10 protein-coding genes and 1 pseudogene are annotated in these 18,376 nt (G+C 46.0%); 5 read left to right on the top strand and 6 right to left on the bottom strand.

Going from position 1 to position 18,376, the window contains the following annotated elements:
* Positions 1–32 precede the first annotated feature (32 nt).
* Positions 33–3,317, top strand: coding sequence for a pyruvate:ferredoxin (flavodoxin) oxidoreductase (gene nifJ / locus AACU59_RS09000; RefSeq protein ID WP_094144536.1), 3,285 nt, complete (start codon positions 33–35; stop codon positions 3,315–3,317).
* Between the two features lie 131 nt (positions 3,318–3,448).
* Here nifJ and AACU59_RS08995 read toward each other — a convergent pair whose 3' ends face one another.
* A complete protein-coding gene (locus tag AACU59_RS08995; protein ID WP_094144537.1) occupies positions 3,449–5,311 on the bottom strand; it encodes a potassium transporter Kup in 1,863 nt (620 codons plus the stop codon).
* Between the two features lie 328 nt (positions 5,312–5,639).
* Between AACU59_RS08995 and AACU59_RS08990 the strand changes: the two are divergent.
* Positions 5,640–8,177: pseudogene (locus tag AACU59_RS08990) on the top strand (M16 family metallopeptidase); the annotation flags it as partial.
* A gap of 75 nt (positions 8,178–8,252) precedes the next feature.
* Here the strand turns inward: AACU59_RS08990 and AACU59_RS08985 are convergent.
* From AACU59_RS08985 to AACU59_RS08970, 4 genes are all read right to left on the bottom strand, one after another.
* Positions 8,253–9,347 carry a S1 family peptidase gene (locus AACU59_RS08985; protein WP_202598768.1) on the bottom strand — a complete coding sequence of 365 codons (1,095 nt, stop codon included), beginning with the start codon at positions 9,345–9,347 and terminating at the stop codon, positions 8,253–8,255.
* Between the two features lie 128 nt (positions 9,348–9,475).
* Positions 9,476–10,450, bottom strand: coding sequence for a trypsin-like serine protease (locus tag AACU59_RS08980; RefSeq protein WP_094144423.1), 975 nt, complete (start codon positions 10,448–10,450; stop codon positions 9,476–9,478).
* Between the two features lie 77 nt (positions 10,451–10,527).
* Positions 10,528–11,661 carry a glycine cleavage system aminomethyltransferase GcvT gene (gene gcvT / locus AACU59_RS08975; protein WP_176428490.1) on the bottom strand — a complete coding sequence of 378 codons (1,134 nt, stop codon included), beginning with the start codon at positions 11,659–11,661 and terminating at the stop codon, positions 10,528–10,530.
* A gap of 291 nt (positions 11,662–11,952) precedes the next feature.
* The gene (locus AACU59_RS08970) at positions 11,953–12,576 is read right to left on the bottom strand and encodes a helix-turn-helix domain-containing protein (protein ID WP_010320321.1); all 624 of its coding nucleotides are present in this window, start codon (positions 12,574–12,576) and stop codon (positions 11,953–11,955) included.
* Positions 12,577–12,968: 392 nt separating this feature from the next.
* Here AACU59_RS08970 and AACU59_RS08965 point away from each other — a divergent pair, with 392 nt between their 5' ends.
* The 3 genes from AACU59_RS08965 (at position 12,969) to gcvP (ending at position 17,675) form a co-directional block, all read left to right on the top strand.
* Positions 12,969–14,276, top strand: a complete 1,308-nt coding sequence (locus tag AACU59_RS08965; protein ID WP_094145516.1) for a serine hydroxymethyltransferase — start codon at positions 12,969–12,971, stop codon at positions 14,274–14,276.
* Positions 14,277–14,333: 57 nt separating this feature from the next.
* Positions 14,334–14,714, top strand: coding sequence for a glycine cleavage system protein GcvH (gcvH, locus tag AACU59_RS08960; protein WP_094125797.1), 381 nt, complete (start codon positions 14,334–14,336; stop codon positions 14,712–14,714).
* Positions 14,715–14,795: 81 nt separating this feature from the next.
* A complete protein-coding gene (gene gcvP / locus AACU59_RS08955; RefSeq protein ID WP_094145515.1) occupies positions 14,796–17,675 on the top strand; it encodes an aminomethyl-transferring glycine dehydrogenase in 2,880 nt (959 codons plus the stop codon).
* A gap of 285 nt (positions 17,676–17,960) precedes the next feature.
* On the opposite strand, the gene AACU59_RS08950 is transcribed toward gcvP, so the two are convergent.
* Positions 17,961–18,376, bottom strand: a 416-nt coding sequence (locus tag AACU59_RS08950) for an AAA family ATPase (protein ID WP_161437551.1), incomplete at its 5' end; no start/stop codon positions are given.

The raw sequence follows: 18,376 nt of genomic DNA, 5'->3' as shown, positions 1-18,376 counted from the left end.
GATTGCGATAAACACAAGAGGTTTCCAGAGTAATGAATTGGATTACTGATGCCAATACTGCGGTAGCAAATATAGCCTATCAATTAAGTGAAGTGATTGCCGTATACCCAATAACGCCAAGTACCACCATGGCCGAGTGCTGTGAAGCATGGTCGGCAAAACATCAGCTCAATATCTTAGGGGAGACACCCGAGGTAATTGAGATGCAATCTGAAGCGGGAACCATTGCGGTTGTGCATGGTAGCGCCATGAGCGGTGCATTAGCCACGACCTTTACTTCTTCGCAAGGATTATTATTGATGATCCCCACTTTATATAAATTGGTGGGAGAGCTGACTCCGTGCGTGATCCATGTCGCCGCACGCAGTGTCGCAACCCATGCCCTATCGATTTTTTGCGATCACTCAGATGTAATGTCGATTCGGCAAACGGGCGTTGCAATGTTATGCGCAAGCAACTGTCAGCAAGCACAAGACATGGCGCTGATATCAACCATGGCTTCACTGCGCAGCCGGTTACCGTTTGTCCATTTTTTTGATGGATTTATCACCTCTCATACCTTAACTAATATCGACATGCTGACCACCGAGCAGGTAGCGCAACTTTTCCCCCATCGCGCATTACTTGAATTTCGTCAGCGCGCCTTAACGCCCGATCGACCAACCTTACGTGGAGCAACGGCAGGTCCAGATACTTATTTTCAATGCCGCGAAGCGCAAAACCGCTATCAACAGCATGCACCCGATGTTGTCCAAACCTGTATGAATGAGTTTGTGCAGCTCACTGGACGTGCCTATCACTTAGTAGAGTACTGTGGTCATCCACAAGCTACACGAGTAATCATCGCTCTTGGCTCGGTCAGTGAAACACTCAACCAATACGTTCAAAGCAAACCAGATGAGAGCGTCGGTGTTGTCACCGTTCATCTCTATCGCCCTTTTCCGACTCAAGCATTACTCAACGCCTTGCCTGAATCGGTACAGCAGATCAGTGTGTTGGACCGCACTAAAGAACCCGGAAGTAGCGGTGAACCGCTGTACCTGGATGTGCTTGATGCCATTTACCAAAGTGGCCGACCCATTGAGTTATTCCGAGGCCGTTATGGTTTATCGGGAAAAGCTTTCTTCCCAGAAGATGCACAGCACATTTTCGCGATGATGCGAAATGAGCACGGCCGGAAAAGAGAATTCGTGGTAGGAATCGATGATGACGTCACTCATCTTAGCCTACCCGTTACCTCACAGCCTGAACGAGAAGAAGCGCTGCAAACGGTATTGATGTACGGCTACGGTGGTGATGGTAGCATCTCGGCAGGAAAAAACGTGCTCAAAGCTCTTGGCAAGCAAAACCACTGGTATGTGAATGCTCAGTTCGAGTACGACTCGAAAAAATCACGCAATCTTACGACGACGCACTTGCGACTCTCCGAACAACCGATCCAAACTCCGTACCCGATTCGGCAAGCCAGATTAATTTCGCTCAGTCAATTAGGCCTACTGAAAGACATCGATATCACGCAGCGATTTTGTCAGCGCGCGCTACTATTGATCAACACATCGCTTATAGGGCAAGCACTGTGGGATTCTCTGCCATTTGCATTGCAATCGACGATTCAAGCTAAACAGATCAAAGTGGTGACGATCGATGCCGATAAGTTAAGCACTCAGCATCAACTCAAAAACAAAGCCAGCGTAGCTATGCAAGTAGCGGCGACTTTACTGCTCAGTCCAAGCCAAGAACCTTCTCAACAGCGTGCAACTTTACTGGTTCTGCAAGCGATGTGCAAAACGCAATTACAAGGAAAACCTGACGCACTTATCGAGCGTAACCTCGCGTGCATTGAGGCAGCAGCGCACGAGATAAACGACTCACCTTTCACCATCACCGCACAAACCTCGCAAACATCATTTGCAATCAAAGAGCGCAGCCAACCCGGTTCTTTGGTGGAATGGTTACTCGCTGGGAAAGGGGGAAATTTACCTGTCTCTGCCTACCCTGCTGACGGGATTTGGCCAACCAATACTTCTTCTTTAGAGAAACGAGATATCTCCGAACAATTACCAGTTTGGGATCCGGATCTCTGCACTCAGTGCGGTTACTGTGTCTCGATATGTCCGCACTCAGCAATTCGTGCTCGGGTGTTCGAACCCAACGAAGTACATCAAACATCGACCACGCTTAAAACCATGCCTTATCGCTCTCGTCATCAACAAGATGCGCAATACGCATTGCAAGTATCGCCCGATGACTGCACTGGCTGCCAACTCTGCGCGCAAGTTTGCCCAGCCAAAGATAAGCGCGACCCTGAGCAGAAAGCGTTGACTATGGTCAGTAAGCCGCTTTGTTATGAACAAGAACAGCAGCAGTTTGCCCAGTTTAATGCGCTGCCAATGCAAAACATCCACCATCAGAGTCGTATTGATGTCAAAACCATCCAGCATGTTGAGCCTTATTTCGAATACCCTAATGCTTGCGCTGGGTGTGGTGAAACACCTTATATTCGGATTTTAACCCAATTATTTGGTGACCGACTCTATATTGCTAATGCCACAGGATGCTCTTCCATTTTTGGTGGCAATTTGCCCACAACACCCTATAGCCAAGATGCCCAAGGAAGAGGACCTGCATGGGCCAATAGCCTATTTGAAGATAACGCGGAATTTGGGCTGGGAATGCGATTAGCCGTCAAAGCCTTAGGGGCGCGAGCACAAACGGCCTTTGCTCAACACTCCCTTCACGGCAGCAATGAGTTACTCACTGACGTTGATGAGCGTCGACAACAACTGAGCAAGATAAAATCAAGCTTAACGTCAGACACTCAGCATGCCGAATTAAAGCTATTACTTGATTATTTGATTGAAAAGCAGGTATGGCTGATAGGTGGCGATGGCTGGGCTTATGACATCGGTTTTGGCGGCCTTGACCATGTGTTACGCAGCGGTGAAAACATCAATATCTTAGTACTCGATACTCAATGCTATGCCAACACTGGCGGGCAAAAATCCAAATCAACCCCACAAGGAAAAACAGCCAAACTGTGTAGTTTACCCAACCCAAATCCCGCCAAAGATTTGGTTGCTCTTTACCAAAACCTGCCCGGTATTTATGTGGCAAGAATCGCTTTAGCGGCCAATATGAACCACACGATCAAAACGCTACAAGCGGCTGGGGAACATAAGGGGCCATCATTGGTTGTCGCTTATTCTCCATGCATTGAGCACCATTATGATCTTGCGCAGAGCGCCGAATACACCAAGGCACTGGTTAAGCAAGGTGACTGGCCACTGTATGCAGCGCTTGGCAAAAACGTTGAATAACACACCTTAACCCTGCTAAGAAATAAGCCGTTCCTTGATAAAGAAACGGCTTATTTCTACATGAGTTGATGGTTCTTGCTTTAAGCTCAATGAGTCGGTGCGCTGAACCGCAACACAATGCAATCAAGACATTAAATTTCTCGATAGACGCCCATCTCAATCAAACGATCGGAAGGAATATTAAGCCGCTCTGCCGTACGCAGCGCATGTTTGCTCATTAAGATAAATAACCGCGCTTTGAAATCATGCCATAGGCCCACTTTCTGCGCCTGAATACGCTCAGCAGAGAGCAGAAAAATAGTCTCATTGGGATGTAGATGCAGCCCTTTAAGCGAACAGGAGTGCATCACTTGTTCAATATCTGGTACTTCCTGATAGCCCGTATGGATGATCACTTGCCAAAACGTTTCTGACAACTGCTCGATCTCTGCTCGGCGACAAGGATGCACTTTAGGCTGTGATTCATACTGAAACGTCATCAATATATTACGCTCATGAAGCGTTTTATTGTATTTCAAATTATGCACCAAAGAGCGAGGGACATGATGGCTGACACGCGAAAGGTAGACTGCATTACCTTGAGTACGACGAAATGTTTCCCCTTCAAGAGAAGCAATCATGGCAGAAAGCGACAAATCACTGCCCGACACGTCAAGTAAACGCTGCTTCTGCTGCTGCCAAATAGACATCACAGCAAAGATAAGACCACCTAGCGAAATCGGCAACCAACCACCATCACTCAATTTGGTCGAGGTTGAAGTAAAGAGAAAGGCATCTAGGCTAACAAAAACCGTCCCCAGCAACCAAACATGTGCTCGCGGCCATTGCCAGTAATAACGTGCCACAATCACTATCAGTAACGACGAAATTGCCATGATCGCCGTTACGGCGATGCCATAAGCGGCGGCTAAGTTAGCCGATGATTGGAAACGCATCATCACAAACAGCACAGCGACAAACAGCAACACATTGGCTGCTGGAACATAAATTTGCCCTTGAGAGTGCTCTGACGTATGGGTAATTTTCAGTGGCGGGAGATAACCATAGTTCATTGCTTGACGAGTTAATGAAAAGATCCCTGAAATCACCGCTTGTGAAGCAATCACGGCCGCTAAGGTAGCCAAAATGATCACAGGCCATAGCCACAGATTAGGCACTAAACCAAAAAAGGTTTGACCTGTAACACCTTGAGAAACCAACAGATAAGCCCCTTGCCCAAAATAGTTAAGCAATAAACTGGGTAACACAATCATAAACCAAGCAAGACGGATTGGCTTAATACCAATGTGTCCCATATCGGCATACAAGGCTTCAACGCCAGTCACTGACAGCACGACGACGCCAAGAATGATCAACGTATTTACCCCCTGTTCGGCGATAAAATGAAACGCGTAATAAGGATTGATTGCGACTAATACCTGTGGTTGCTCAATGATAGCGTTAAACCCTAAAACGCCCAACGAGAGAAACCATATAAGCATTACTGGCGCAAAAAATCGCCCAATACGTTCGGTGCCTAATGCTTGAATTGCAAACAGAATCACGATAATTCCTACTGCAATCGGTAGCACGAATGGTGCGAAATCTTGCTCCACCACCGCGATACCTTCCACAGCAGACAGTACTGACATAGCTGGCGTTATTACCGCTTCACCAAAAAAGAACCCGGTGGCTAATAACCCAAGTAATAACACCACAGGCTTTAGTGAATCTGGACAATGCTCTCTAGCAATTGCAGATAAAGTTAAAATACCACCTTCACCATGTTTATGCGCACGAGTGATGAGCATTAAATATTTCACCGAGACGATCAACACAAATGCCCAAAACACCAAAGAGAGGATGCCAAGTACATTCAATGAATTGATCGGTAATGGGTGGTGACTAAAAAACACCTCTTTTAGTGCATATAACGGGCTAGTGCCAATATCGCCATAAACGATACCTACGGCTAATAGTGCAAGCGAAGCGGTACTTTTTTGTGGTTGTTTCATTTCAATATTGCCCTAAATGGGCATCCTATCTAACTATACTCACCTCATAGTAATCAGATAGATTTAAAGAAAATGTATAAAACCAAGGATAGGCATATAAAAAGTATAAAGATTCAATCCCAGATTGAGCAAAATGTAGTAATAGTGGTCAAACTCGTTTCAATCCACATCACTCTGTTAACACTTAAATTATACAATGTAATTAATAACATTCATTGTTACGAAAAAATTGAAACTTCTTTCTCAAAACCTGAGTTGACAGTCACATTCCCCAAAATAATTCAAACCTCATGACGTATATTGCCACCAAATACATGTCGAGGTTGTTATGAAAATATATCGTCTACTATTCGTTAGTTGCTTATTTCTGTTGGGATGTGCTTCAAATCAAGCGTTCATTCCGATCAAAGAAGATCCCTATTGGGCGAGCGCCGAGCTGGCCAATGGCATGAAATACCACATTTATCCCAATCAAAAAGAACCCGTTTCCATCCGCTTGATTGTTCACGCAGCCGCATTTCAAGAAAACAACCAGCAACAGGGCTACGCTCATTTTCTTGAGCATATGGCTTTTAATGGCAGCGCTCATTATGCCGGAAATGATGCGATCAAAACCTTTGAGCAATCAGGTGTCAGTTTTGGCCCTGACATCAATGCTTATACTGCTTATCAAGAAACGGTTTACAAACTGGATTTACCCGATAACCAAGCGGTAGAGCCAGCTCTGGTCTGGTTTAGAGATATTGCCGATGGTATAGAGCTTACTCCCACATCGGTTGAAAATGAAAAACGCGTGATCATGGGCGAGTTTCGTTTTTCACGTAAAGAGGAGAAGAGCTACGCTCAAAACGTTTATGAGCACATGATTGCTAATACTTTATATGCGCAGCATGATCCCTTGGGCACCAAAGAAAGCGTGAACCAAGCGACACCCGAAGGGATTGCCGATTTTTACCGCACTTGGTATCAGCCACAGCTCACCGAAATCGTTATCGCCGGCAATATCACATTAGAACAAGCCACGGCATTGATAGAAAAACACTTCGCGAGCTGGGAAAAAGGCAGCACGCCAATGCCGACTAGGAACCACAGCATTACGGCCAATAATACAGATTTTGTGGGTTACATTGGTGCCAATGACTCACCGAACATTAGCCTATTCATCGACCGTGGCGAGCAAAAAATAGCCAGCCGTGAACAACAAGCCCAGTGGTGGCTCGATGATATCGCCCAGCAACTGATACAACAGCGGTTATCCAGCAATTTTAGTGATGCCAACCTTCCAGCGCTTTGGATTTATTCCCAAACTATCCCGTTTGAAACCCAGCGCTATTCGTTTGCAGAGGTCGGGTTTCCAGTGGACTCAAGAGAAGCATCGCAAAATCTCTTCTTCTCCACACTTGCTGCACTGCGTGATCATGGTGTGAGTGAGCAAGAGTTTCAGGCGATTTTCCGTCAGTATCAAGAGATGCTAGCGAACTTCGATAACAATTGGCAAAAAGCCACCGCGATAGATTTAGTCGAAGAAAAAACGCTGGCGCGCACATTGGATCAACCGATCCAGTCGCATTTAGACCGACGGTCGACGTTAACCGAATTTATCTCGACCACCAACAGTGCCATGCTCGATAAACACCTTCGCAAATTATTGTCTAGCGACTACCAGATCAATATTGGGTTGGATAAAAGTGAAGACAAAGAATCCGTCGTCGCGACACTGCCAACACTAAAAACCCTGTTTGCCCAAAAAGGGCAGCCACCGCTACTACAAGAGGTCAATCAAGCTTTTGTAACACCTACGCAGATAGGTGCCATTTTGTCAGAATCTCAACCTCAAGAGTCGATAGATATCACCACTTGGACGCTAAGTAACGGTGTTGAAGTGTGGTATCGCAGAGACATTAACGCAGGGGAAAAAGTGTATGCCACTTTGGCTAGCCTTGGTGGTAAAGCAAGCTTAGAGCCCAATTTGCGTAAAGCTTCTGAAGTGCTTATTCCTAGTGCCATACGCGGTGGAATTGGTAACTTTAGCGGCTCTCAGTTGGAAAATCATCTGAGAAGACACGGCATCATATTGAATCCCTACATCGACTTTACGTCGCATGGTATCAGCCTTGAATCATCTAAAGATGAGTTAGCCGAAGCGTTTGCTGCCCTTTATACGGCGATGACCGCCATCAACATCGACGACAGCCATCTGCAGTTAACAAAACAAGAGTTTAAGCAAAATCGAGATACTTTTCTTCGCTCACCCATTGGCCAGATGGCGCTCGCCATTAATCGCAATAGTTATCTGCCGGACACCACTCATTGGTTATACGAAGGATCGGACATCAATACGGTGAGTGTTGAACAACTGATGCAAACCCATGATGATCTCTTTAAGAAAAATAGAGGCTTTAAACTCTTTATTACCGCAGACATTAAACCAGCCGAACTGAAACCGCTGTTGCGTACCTATGTGGCGTCATTAACCTTCAGCTCTGCACCTGAGGTCGATTATCGCATTGATTATCGCGCAGACTTTCAGCCTCGAATCGACATGGCGATCAATGACGAAAAAAGCAGTGCCTATCTTGCCAGAGTGATCAGTAACGACCCGGAACACAAATCGGCTACTACTATCTTTATGGATGATATGTTGTGGCGTGTGGCAAACCGCCGCATGGTGAGTCAGGTGCGTGAACAGCTAGGGCTGGATTATGCTCCTAATACCTTTGCGGTTTCAGCCGATAGTGAACCACACAACGATTGGCTATTTAGCGTTGAGATTTCATCCAATGATGTCGACACCGCAGAGCAAGCCATTGATAAGCTGATTGACGGTTTATCCGTCGAAATAACGGAAGAGGAAACGCTCACCGCAGCGAAACAATTGATTGCCGATCTCAAACCACTCACAGACGACCCCAAGCAGGTGAATTGGTTTATTCAACGTTATTCACTGCACGGGTACGGCATCGATGCGTTGTTTAACATAGAGCAAACGGCAAACCGAATCACCGCACAAGAGATGACGTTGAGAGCCAAGCAAATTTTTAATCACCACAACAGACGAACCAAAATTATTATGCGCCCGAAAGCGAAATAACAGCAGTAGAGTCAACCCTAGGATACTCAAACTGCCGCCGCTCTCCTCTTGAGGGGTAACCGTTTGAGTATCAATCAGAACACGTACCCCATTTTGAGTGGCAACATAATATTTAGGCGCCTCTGCCCCTGTAAGAACGCGCTGAATCCAGCTCTGATAATCATAAAGCTCCGTAAATACCGAGGTGATCGGTTGGTTAATATCACCACATAGTGAAGGCCCAAAGCTGGTTAAACCAATTTGAATGTATTGCGAGCCATTAAACCAATAGACAGGCCCACCGGAATCGCCAGAACAGGTGGAGTTTTTATAAGCGCCGCTTACCGCACTATCAAAACAGATCTGCTTTGAGGTCAATGTCGGGCCATAGAAAGCGCTACAGACGGCATTACTAACAAAAGTGAGGGTCGTTTCTTGTAACTGAGTATTTGAACTCGCGACATTACCCGCCACGTAGCCATGACCAATCGCTTTGTAATTATTGCCAGCAGGGTAATCATTATTTAACTGAGTATTGAGTAGCGCAGAATAGTCCGCCACATTGAGCGGTGTTTCGAGCTTGATAATCGCAATGTCATCACGCCAGAGTGCACTGGACGAATTGATGTAAGTACTGGGGTAATAAAAAGCCGCCGCGCGCGATATCTGGATATTCCCGTAGGGGAAATCGGCCACATTATCCAACTGAGGCACTACCACTGTATAAAGCATGGTATCTTTTTTACCGTAAATACAATGAGCTGCCGTCAAAATAAACTGTGAATTGATGATACTCGCCCCACAAAAACTGTTGGTACTATACTGAGCGCTGCTTTGATATAAAAGGCTAGCAAAAGAAGGGTAAGTGGCACTGCTGGTATCCGAACCATTCACAATGTAAGGCTGGAAATCAACCGCATAAGCATTTGCTGATAGCATCGCACTGAACAGTATCCATTTGTACATCCATCACCTCGTCACTCATCTAGAAAGATACGCGTGTATCACTTTCAAGTTTAGCGCCCTAAGTAGAACCTGCTCAAAAAAGGCAATAAAAAAGCGACCTAAACAGGTCGCTCGAAATCAATAAGGGTTCAACGTCTACGAATGAAGGGAATAAACATCAGCAGTAAAGACCACCCGCCGAATGAACCGCCACTGTCAGAAGGTGGGTTTAAATAAGCTTGGCGTTTCGCTTCTGTTGCGACAAATTTTGGTGGTTCAATTCCTGCAACTACGCTATCAATCCACGTCCTATATTTGACAACCTCGGTAAAGATGGAAGTTGGAGCAAAACTAGGATCACCGCAAGTTGTTGGCCCAAAACTTGTTATACCAACTTGGATATTTCGATTGCCATCATACCAAAATAAAGGTCCGCCAGAGTCTCCTTGACAGGTAGCATTCGCTAAGCCAGTAATATTATTTATTGGTGGCACTCCTTTCATGCATAAGTTGTTGGCTGTCGAGACGTTATAAGCATTACAATATTCATTAGGGACATAGGTGAGTGTGGTTTTTAAAAGAGAGGTCGAATTATCAACATTAGAAGCGGTATTACCATGTCCCACAGCAATAAAATTGTTGCTAATATCTCGGTAATCAGAACTCACTGGTAAGTTTAAGTAATCAGCAGATGACACCGTTGTTAGTGGAATTTCTAACTTAAGGATCGCAATATCATCAAATAAGGTGGTGCTGTTATAGGTTGATGGATAATAGATTTCTGCCACTCGTACTTTTTCTAATATATTGTACGGAAAATCTGTTTCAACTTGCAGCTTAGGGACAACCGAGGTAAAAAGCTGCGTTGAGCTACTACCATAAATACAGTGTGCAGCGGTCAATACATATTGGTTATTGAGTAGTGACCCTCCACAATAATTACCATACTTCCCTGTATAACCAATTTGATCAAAAAACAGGCTCGCTATAGAAGGAAACTCCGTCACGCTTGCATCCGTACCGTTTACTATGTAGGGCTGAGCATCAACGGCGAACACATTGCCAGAGACGGCGAGCGAAGATAAAAGTACTACCCATTTGTTCATCATGTCATTCCTTATCACTTTGAACCCAGATAGTACTTAATCCGTTATCGATATGAAACATCTTTAAATGTGCTTTTATTACATTTTATGATGCTTTAGCCGCGATAATAACGCTGAGCCACAAACGGCATTTTCTCAACCACCATAGGCAGCATTTTTCCGCGCACATCAGCAAAAATTTCTGTGCCTATCGTTGATAAATCAGCTCGGATATAGGCCATAGACACGGGCTTTCCGGCCGTCGGTCCCGCTGTACCACTGGTCACTACGCCTATATGCTGGCCATCGGCGTCAAATAGCTCCGTTCCTTCACGTACTGGCGCTTTAGTTAAACCCACTAAACCTACACGTTTACGTGCAACATCTTTACTTTCGATCTGCCCAAGAATGATGTCTGCGCCCGGGAAACCACCCGCACGCTCACCTTCAGCACGACGCACTTTGCTTATCGCCCATAACAAGCTCGCTTCAACTGGCGTTGTGCTGGTATCAAGATCATGCCCGTAAAGGCACAAACCACACTCTAAACGCAGTGAATCGCGCGCGCCCAGACCAATCCATTCCACTTCTTCATAAGAGGTCAGTTTACGCGCCAATGCTTCGGCCTGCTCTGCCGGTACAGAAATTTCATAACCATCTTCACCGGTATAACCGCTTCTGCTGACAATGCATTGAGCACCGTCGATGTCCATTAGCTGAATATCCATAAAGTGCATCGTCATCACTTGTGGTTGCAGGCGAGCTAACACTTCAGCGGCTTTTGGCCCTTGCAGCGCTAACAGCGCGCGATCGTCAATGACTTCGAGCTCAACACCTTGTGGCAAATGTGCTTGTAGATGAGCAATATCTTGTGCTTTACAAGCCGCATTAACCACAACAAACAGATGATCATCAAGGTTAGCAACCATCAAGTCATCCATGATGCCACCTTGTGCATTGGTGAAAAAGGCGTAACGCTGCTTGCCTGCTGGTAAGTCAATAATGTCGACCGGAACCAATGACTCCAATGCTTGCGCAGCATTGGCTCCATGCAAACGAAGTTGGCCCATATGCGAAACATCAAACAAACCAGCCGCCTCGCGAGTATGCAAATGCTCTTTCTTTACCCCTAATGGGTACTGAACGGGCATGTCATAGCCAGCAAATGGCACCATTTTCGCTCCAACTTCGATGTGCAGCGCATGTAAAGGAGTAGTGAGTAGTGTTTGATTTGCATGTTCTTGAGTCATTTTTATCTCCATTTCAGCCGACCCAGCAGGGAATTCACCACCAAATTTTGGCTATTATGTCCAAAGAAGAGGAAACCATGTTTCCAATAGTGAACAAGAATGCGCCCGTTCGGACGGATTAACAAGTTCAAAACAAGATGAATTGTCAAAATTAACAACCCAATCACAATTAAAAGTCGCGAGATGCTTAGCATCGCCTGAGCTAAAAGTGATTAAAAGCACACTACAGAGGGCAAAGCCAACAAATAGCAAACGATTGCTGTCACTATAAGAAACTTCGCGTTTTCACACTCATTTTGCCGTAACCCACAAAATCAATGCATCCTCTTCGCTGACAGAGACCAGCATGTGCCCCATGTTAGCGTCGTAATAAACGCTATCACCTTCCGCCAATCGAACCGGTTCATAAAATTCGCTATAGAACAAAACTTCACCCGTGAGGATCAACAAAAACTCCTCACCATCGTGACGAACCCAGTCACTGTACTCTTCAAATGCACGAGCTCGCACTCGGCTTTTAAACGGCATCATTTTCTTATTAGAGAGCTGCGTGGCGAGCAATTCATGCTCGTAAGTTGGGGTGGGATGCGGCTTTCCCTGACCAATACGAGAAATATCCCTACGACCTGTTGCCACAATTTTCTTTGGTGGCTCAAATAGTTGAGGCATATCTATCTGCAATCCATGAGCGAGTTTTTGCATCGCTTGGTAGGTTGGAGAAATCTGTTCGTTTTCGATTTTACTCAATGTAGATCGAGCTAATCCTGTCCGCTGGCTCGCCTCTTCTAGCGTAATCCCAAGCTTAGAGCGGATCTCTTTAATACGTTGCCCAAGCTTAAGCGGTTCGATCGTTTGTTCACCAGTTTCCTTGGCCAAGGTCAACGATGGGTACTCATCATAAATGTCTTCAGACATGCTTTCCCTCGATTGTTATCTTCCTGATTTCGGCCATCATTGTGGCATAAAGCCAACGCAAGGTTAAAGAGGCTGAACGTAAATAAAGCGTGCTCTTGCTTACAAAAAAAGAAACCATGTTTCCTATAGGAAATTTTTGATTGATTGTTTATAAGTCAAAGAGTATGTTACTGACTTGTTAGATAAAGAGATGCAGTTTACCACTTATTGCGGTTAGGGATTTAACAAGGTTTAAGTGGCTTTTCACCCCGTATTGTTGGGGTTGCAATCCAGTTTAAGGATAACTGACACTCTGCTTTGTTGTCGCCTAACGGCTTAACGATAAGGCAGCCACTAAAAAGGAATGACGGAATGTTTAGCCAATCCGTCGGATTATTGGAAGGTCATCTACCATGAATGCCAACGTGAACAAAAGTTACCCCAACCACTGCCTTGAGAGCTTTTTCTCTACCAACCTTGCTGCCACTGATGATGCTGTCTTTGCGGGTATTCAAGCCGAATACGTGCGCCAAAATGAACAAATTGAGCTGATCGCCTCAGAAAACATCGTTTCAAAAGCCGTTATGCAAGCGCAAGGTACTTGTCTCACCAATAAATATGCAGAAGGCTACCCCGGCCGTCGCTATTACGGTGGTTGCGAACACGTTGATACCGTCGAAACCATTGCGATTGAACGTGCAAAATCCCTATTCCATTGTCAATACGCCAACGTGCAGCCGCATTCAGGCGCACAAGCTAATTGCGCGGTGATGCTGGCTTTACTGCAACCGGGTGACACGATTTTAGGTATGTCTCTGGATGCCGGAGGCCACCTCACTCATGGCGCTCGGCCTGCCCTCTCTGGTAAATGGTTTAATGCTATTCAATATGGTGTCGATAGCACGACCTTAGAAATCAATTATGATGATGTACGCAGCCTCGCGTTAGAGCATCAACCAAAAATGATCATTGCGGGCGGCTCTGCCATTCCTCGCGTAATTGATTTTGCCAAATTCCGAACCATTGCTGATGAAGTGGGCGCGCTCTTAATGGTCGATATGGCGCATATTGCCGGATTAGTCGCCACTGGTGCTCACCCAAGCCCATTGCCGCATGCCCACGTTGTCACGACCACCACACATAAAACCTTGCGCGGCCCACGAGGCGGTATGGTTTTGACCAACAGCGAAGAGATCAGCAAAAAAATTAACTCGGCGGTTTTCCCCGGCCTGCAAGGTGGCCCGTTAATGCACGTAATTGCGGCCAAAGCGGTAGCACTAGGCGAAGCGTTAGGCCCTGAGTTTCATCGTTATATTGATTCGGTGATCGATAACGCAAAAGTTCTCGCCGAAGTATTGCAAACTCGCGGTTGTGACATTGTGACTGGCGGGACTGACACTCATCTCATGCTTGTTGATCTTCGCCCTAAAGGGCTGAAGGGGAATATCGCCGAACAAGCATTAGAACGTGCAGGAATCACATGTAACAAAAATGGCATCCCATTTGATACCGAGAAGCCTATGATTACTTCGGGTATTCGTTTAGGTACGCCAGCTGGAACCAGCCGTGGTTTTGGTCGTGAAGAATTCAAACTCATCGGTGAGTGGATTGGCGATGTTCTCGATGGCCTTGTTGTGAGCCCAGAAGGAAACAGTGATGTTGAGCAACGTGTGCGCAAACAAGTTAAAGCGCTGTGCCAACGCTTCCCACTCTACCAATAGCCTTTTTAAATTAAACACAAGTTCAAATCAATACGATACTTTTTTGGAGATAAAGCAATGGACAATACACTGAAGTTTGCAGATAGCCACGAGTGGGTGCGCGACAACGGTGACGGCACAGTGACCATCGGTATTTCTGAGCATGCGCAAGAGATGCTTGGTGACGTCGTGTTTGTTGACCTACCTGAAGTAGATGCAGAAATTGATGCTGGAGACAGTTTTTCTCTGGTTGAATCGGTCAAAGCCGCTTCAGATATTTACGCACCGATTACAGGTGTCATCGTTGAAATCAACGAAGAGTTAGAAGATAGCCCAGAACTCATCAACGAAGAACCGTATGAAGGTGGCTGGATTGTGAAAGTGAAGATGTCTGATGCTTCTGAACTCGACAATCTAAAAAATGCAGAAGAGTACCAAAACTCTATCGAAGAAGATTAATTAGCCCATCACGGATCAAAGCTGCCCAGTATGGGCGGCTTTTTTTTAAGGTCGCACACGATCTTTGAAAAGGTAAAGGAAATGACTGAATTACTTCACAGCCCACTGCTTAGCCAGTTAAGTACCGAAAATGAGTTTGTTGCACGCCACAACGGACCCAACCCAGCCGATCAACAAAAAATGCTCAACGCGATTAACGCCGAAAGCTTAGCCGCGTTAATCGAACAAACCGTTCCTGCGCAAATTCGTTTAGAAAGCCCAATGTCCCTTGCTGCGCCTAAAAGCGAAGCCGATATGCTCAGCTCGATGAAAGTATTTGCCAATCAAAACCAGATTAAACGCACGTTCATTGGTCAAGGTTACTACAACACCTTCACGCCGAACGTCATTTTGCGTAACGTACTGGAAAATCCGGGCTGGTATACGGCTTACACACCCTACCAGCCAGAAATCTCTCAAGGTCGTTTGGAATCGCTGCTTAACTACCAACAAATGGTGATGGATTTAACAGCAATGGATATTGCCAACGCGTCGCTGCTCGATGAAGCAACGGCCGCTGGCGAAGCAATGACACTGTGTAAACGCGCAGGAAAAAGCAAAAGTAACGTCTTTTTTGTGGCGGACGATGTTCATCCACAAACCATTGAAGTGGTAAAAACTCGCGCTGAATTTATCGGTTTTGAGGTACAAATCGGCGCACTCGACTCATTGCCTGAACAAGATGTGTTTGGCGCGCTGCTGCAATACCCAAGCACCACAGGTGAAGTGCGTGATTTAAGCGACCTGATTGCTAAAGCGCAAGCCAATAAAATCTTGGTCACTGTTGCCACGGATTTACTGGCCAGCACCTTGCTGAAACCAGCAGGTGAAATGGGCGCGGATGTCGTGATTGGCTCGGCTCAACGTTTCGGTGTCCCTATGGGTTATGGCGGCCCACACGCCGCCTTTATGGCCACGCGTGAAGCGCACAAACGCACTATGCCCGGCCGCGTGATCGGAGTGTCGATTGACGCCAAAGGTAACCCAGCACTGCGCATGGCAATGCAAACTCGCGAGCAGCACATTCGCCGCGAAAAAGCGACCTCGAACATCTGTACCGCGCAAGCCCTGCTGGCTAATATGGCCTCGTTTTATGCGGTATATCATGGCGCAGAAGGGTTGCGCACCATTGCGCGCCGTACTCATCATATGACAGCAATTCTAGCGGCAGGCTTAACTCAAGCGGGCTACGAATTGGTGCATAACAGCTTCTTTGACACGATTACCTTAAAGAGTGCCGCTCAAACTCAAGCGCTCTACGCAAAAGCGCAGCAAGCCGGCATCAACTTACGCCGATTTGATGACCAATTGGGCATCAGTTTGGATGAAACCACCACCACCGCTGACCTTGAAACCCTGTTTGCGGTTTTCGATATTAAGCAATCGGTAAGCGCGCTGTCGGCAGAAATTGCCGCCAACGAATTTGCAGCGATTCCAGAACACTGCCGTCGTCAATCTCGCTTCCTAACGCATCCTGTGTTCAACACCTATCACAGCGAAACGCAAATGATGCGTTATTTGAAAAAACTTGAGAATAAAGACTTTTCATTAACTCACGGCATGATTCCGCTTGGCAGTTGCACCATGAAACTGAACGCCGCAGCCGAGATGATCCCTGTCACTTGGCCTGAATTTGGTTCAATCCACCCATTTGCACCGAAAGAGCAAGCCGCAGGTTACGCCGCTCTCGCTAAAGATTTAAAAGAAAAGCTCTGTGAAATCACAGGCTATGATGCTTTCTCGCTACAACCAAATTCCGGTGCTTCTGGCGAATATGCAGGGCTTGTGGCGATTCAGCGCTACCACAAAAGCCGTGGTGAAGGGCACCGTAACGTCTGCTTAATTCCGAGCTCAGCACACGGCACCAACCCAGCAACCGCTTCAATGGTTTCGATGAAAGTAGTGGTCGTGAAATGTGATAATAACGGTAACGTTGATATCGCAGACCTTGCAGACAAAATTGAGAAGCATAAAGAGAACCTCTCTAGCATCATGATCACTTATCCTTCAACGCACGGCGTTTACGAAGAACAAGTTAAAGAAGTGTGTAACATGGTTCACGCCGCGGGCGGCCAAGTTTACCTTGATGGTGCCAACATGAACGCGCAAGTTGGTTTAACCAATCCGGGCTTTATTGGCTCTGATGTTTCTCACCTCAACCTGCACAAAACATTCTGTATTCCTCATGGCGGTGGCGGCCCAGGTATGGGACCGATTGGTGTAAAATCTCACCTAGCACCTTTCCTACCGGGACATATTGAAGGGGGAGTTGAAGGCAGCGATCACGCAGTATCTGCGGCCGATTTAGGCAGCGCTTCTATTTTACCTATCTCATGGGCTTATATTGCCATGATGGGTGCAGAAGGCTTAACTACTGCTACTCAAGTCGCTATTTTAAATGCCAACTACGTGATGGAAAGACTGCGCCCACACTACCCTATTCTTTACCGTGGTAGTAACGGCCGCGTAGCGCACGAATGCATTATTGATATTCGCCCGCTTAAAGAAGCGACCGGTATCAGCGAAGAAGACATTGCTAAACGTTTGATGGATTATGGCTTCCACGCACCGACGATGTCATTCCCTGTTGCTGGCACCTTGATGATTGAACCAACCGAATCGGAAGACTTAGCCGAATTGGATCGTTTCTGCGAGGCAATGATTGCGATTCGCGCCGAAATGGAGAAAGTTCAATCAGGCGAATGGCCATTAGCCGACAACCCGTTAGTGAATGCGCCGCATACACAATCGGATCTCGCAAGTGAAGCATGGGCTCATCCATATTCTCGTGAAACGGCTTGCTTCCCATCCGCTCATACTCAGGCATCAAAATACTGGCCAACCGTGAGCCGCGTCGATAACGTATACGGTGACCGTAACCTTGTCTGCTCATGCCCAAGTATCGATAACTACCAAGAGTAGGTGCTGATGTTGATGGCTCGTCGTCACAGTTTATGATCATCATTTTAGGTTGTGACTGACTTTGTAATCAATATTCAATAATAAAGGCGAACTGAGAAGTTCGCCTTTTTGTTAGGCTGTAAAACGATTTTTGGACAATTGTGAGTTTCGAATCGGCACAAAAATGACGGGTTTCAGATTCGAAAAAGTATGGAATGGCTCTAAACCTGTAGCTAATTTTTATCGGCCACAACAATCCAAACTTTTCTTGAAATTCAGCTCGAAACTAAGCTTTAGCAAATTTCATTATGCAGCCACTCCTTGCTCTTTTGGCGATTCATGTGGCTCACCGCTAACCCCCATCATCATCTTATAATGCGCGCCATGCTCAGACTCTTCAAAAATCTTCTTGAAAACTTTTCTGTAGGTATCAATAACCCCAATATCTTGAGTTACGTACAAATCGTCAATAGCATGGTGAGAGCCATCGTTAACCCACGAAAACAGTGACTGGCAAATCAACCTTTCTTCTCCTTCGAAAAGCTCAATCATGTCATCTTTTTTGATATTCCCTAAGAACGTAAAATAGTTCTCTAATATCTTTCTCATTGTATTTTGAATAGTTAGCGAACAAGGTTCTGGCGCTTTTATCTCCTGCCAGAGTAATTCATACGATGATTTTATTGGATTTGAATTATGCCCAACAATTTTAGAAGTACCAG

The organism is Vibrio sp. V23_P3S9T160, from assembly GCF_963886625.1.
GTDB classification, from domain to species: Bacteria; Pseudomonadota; Gammaproteobacteria; order Enterobacterales; family Vibrionaceae; genus Vibrio; species Vibrio anguillarum.
The sequence above is the reverse complement of the archived record's forward strand: the minus strand, read 5'-3'. Positions and strand labels throughout refer to the sequence as shown.

Excerpts from the sequence above, each read along its gene's own strand:
- gcvH (WP_094125797.1), top strand. The coding sequence starts at position 14,334 with ATGGACAATACACTGAAGTTTGCAGATAGCCACGAGTGGGTGCGCGAC.
- gcvP (WP_094145515.1), top strand. The coding sequence starts at position 14,796 with ATGACTGAATTACTTCACAGCCCACTGCTTAGCCAGTTAAGTACCGAA.
- AACU59_RS08965 (WP_094145516.1), top strand. The coding sequence starts at position 12,969 with ATGAATGCCAACGTGAACAAAAGTTACCCCAACCACTGCCTTGAGAGC.
- AACU59_RS08970 (WP_010320321.1), bottom strand. The coding sequence starts at position 12,576 with ATGTCTGAAGACATTTATGATGAGTACCCATCGTTGACCTTGGCCAAG.
- AACU59_RS08985 (WP_202598768.1), bottom strand. The coding sequence starts at position 9,347 with ATGTACAAATGGATACTGTTCAGTGCGATGCTATCAGCAAATGCTTAT.
- gcvT (WP_176428490.1), bottom strand. The coding sequence starts at position 11,661 with ATGACTCAAGAACATGCAAATCAAACACTACTCACTACTCCTTTACAT.
- nifJ (WP_094144536.1), top strand. The coding sequence starts at position 33 with ATGAATTGGATTACTGATGCCAATACTGCGGTAGCAAATATAGCCTAT.
- AACU59_RS08995 (WP_094144537.1), bottom strand. The coding sequence starts at position 5,311 with ATGAAACAACCACAAAAAAGTACCGCTTCGCTTGCACTATTAGCCGTA.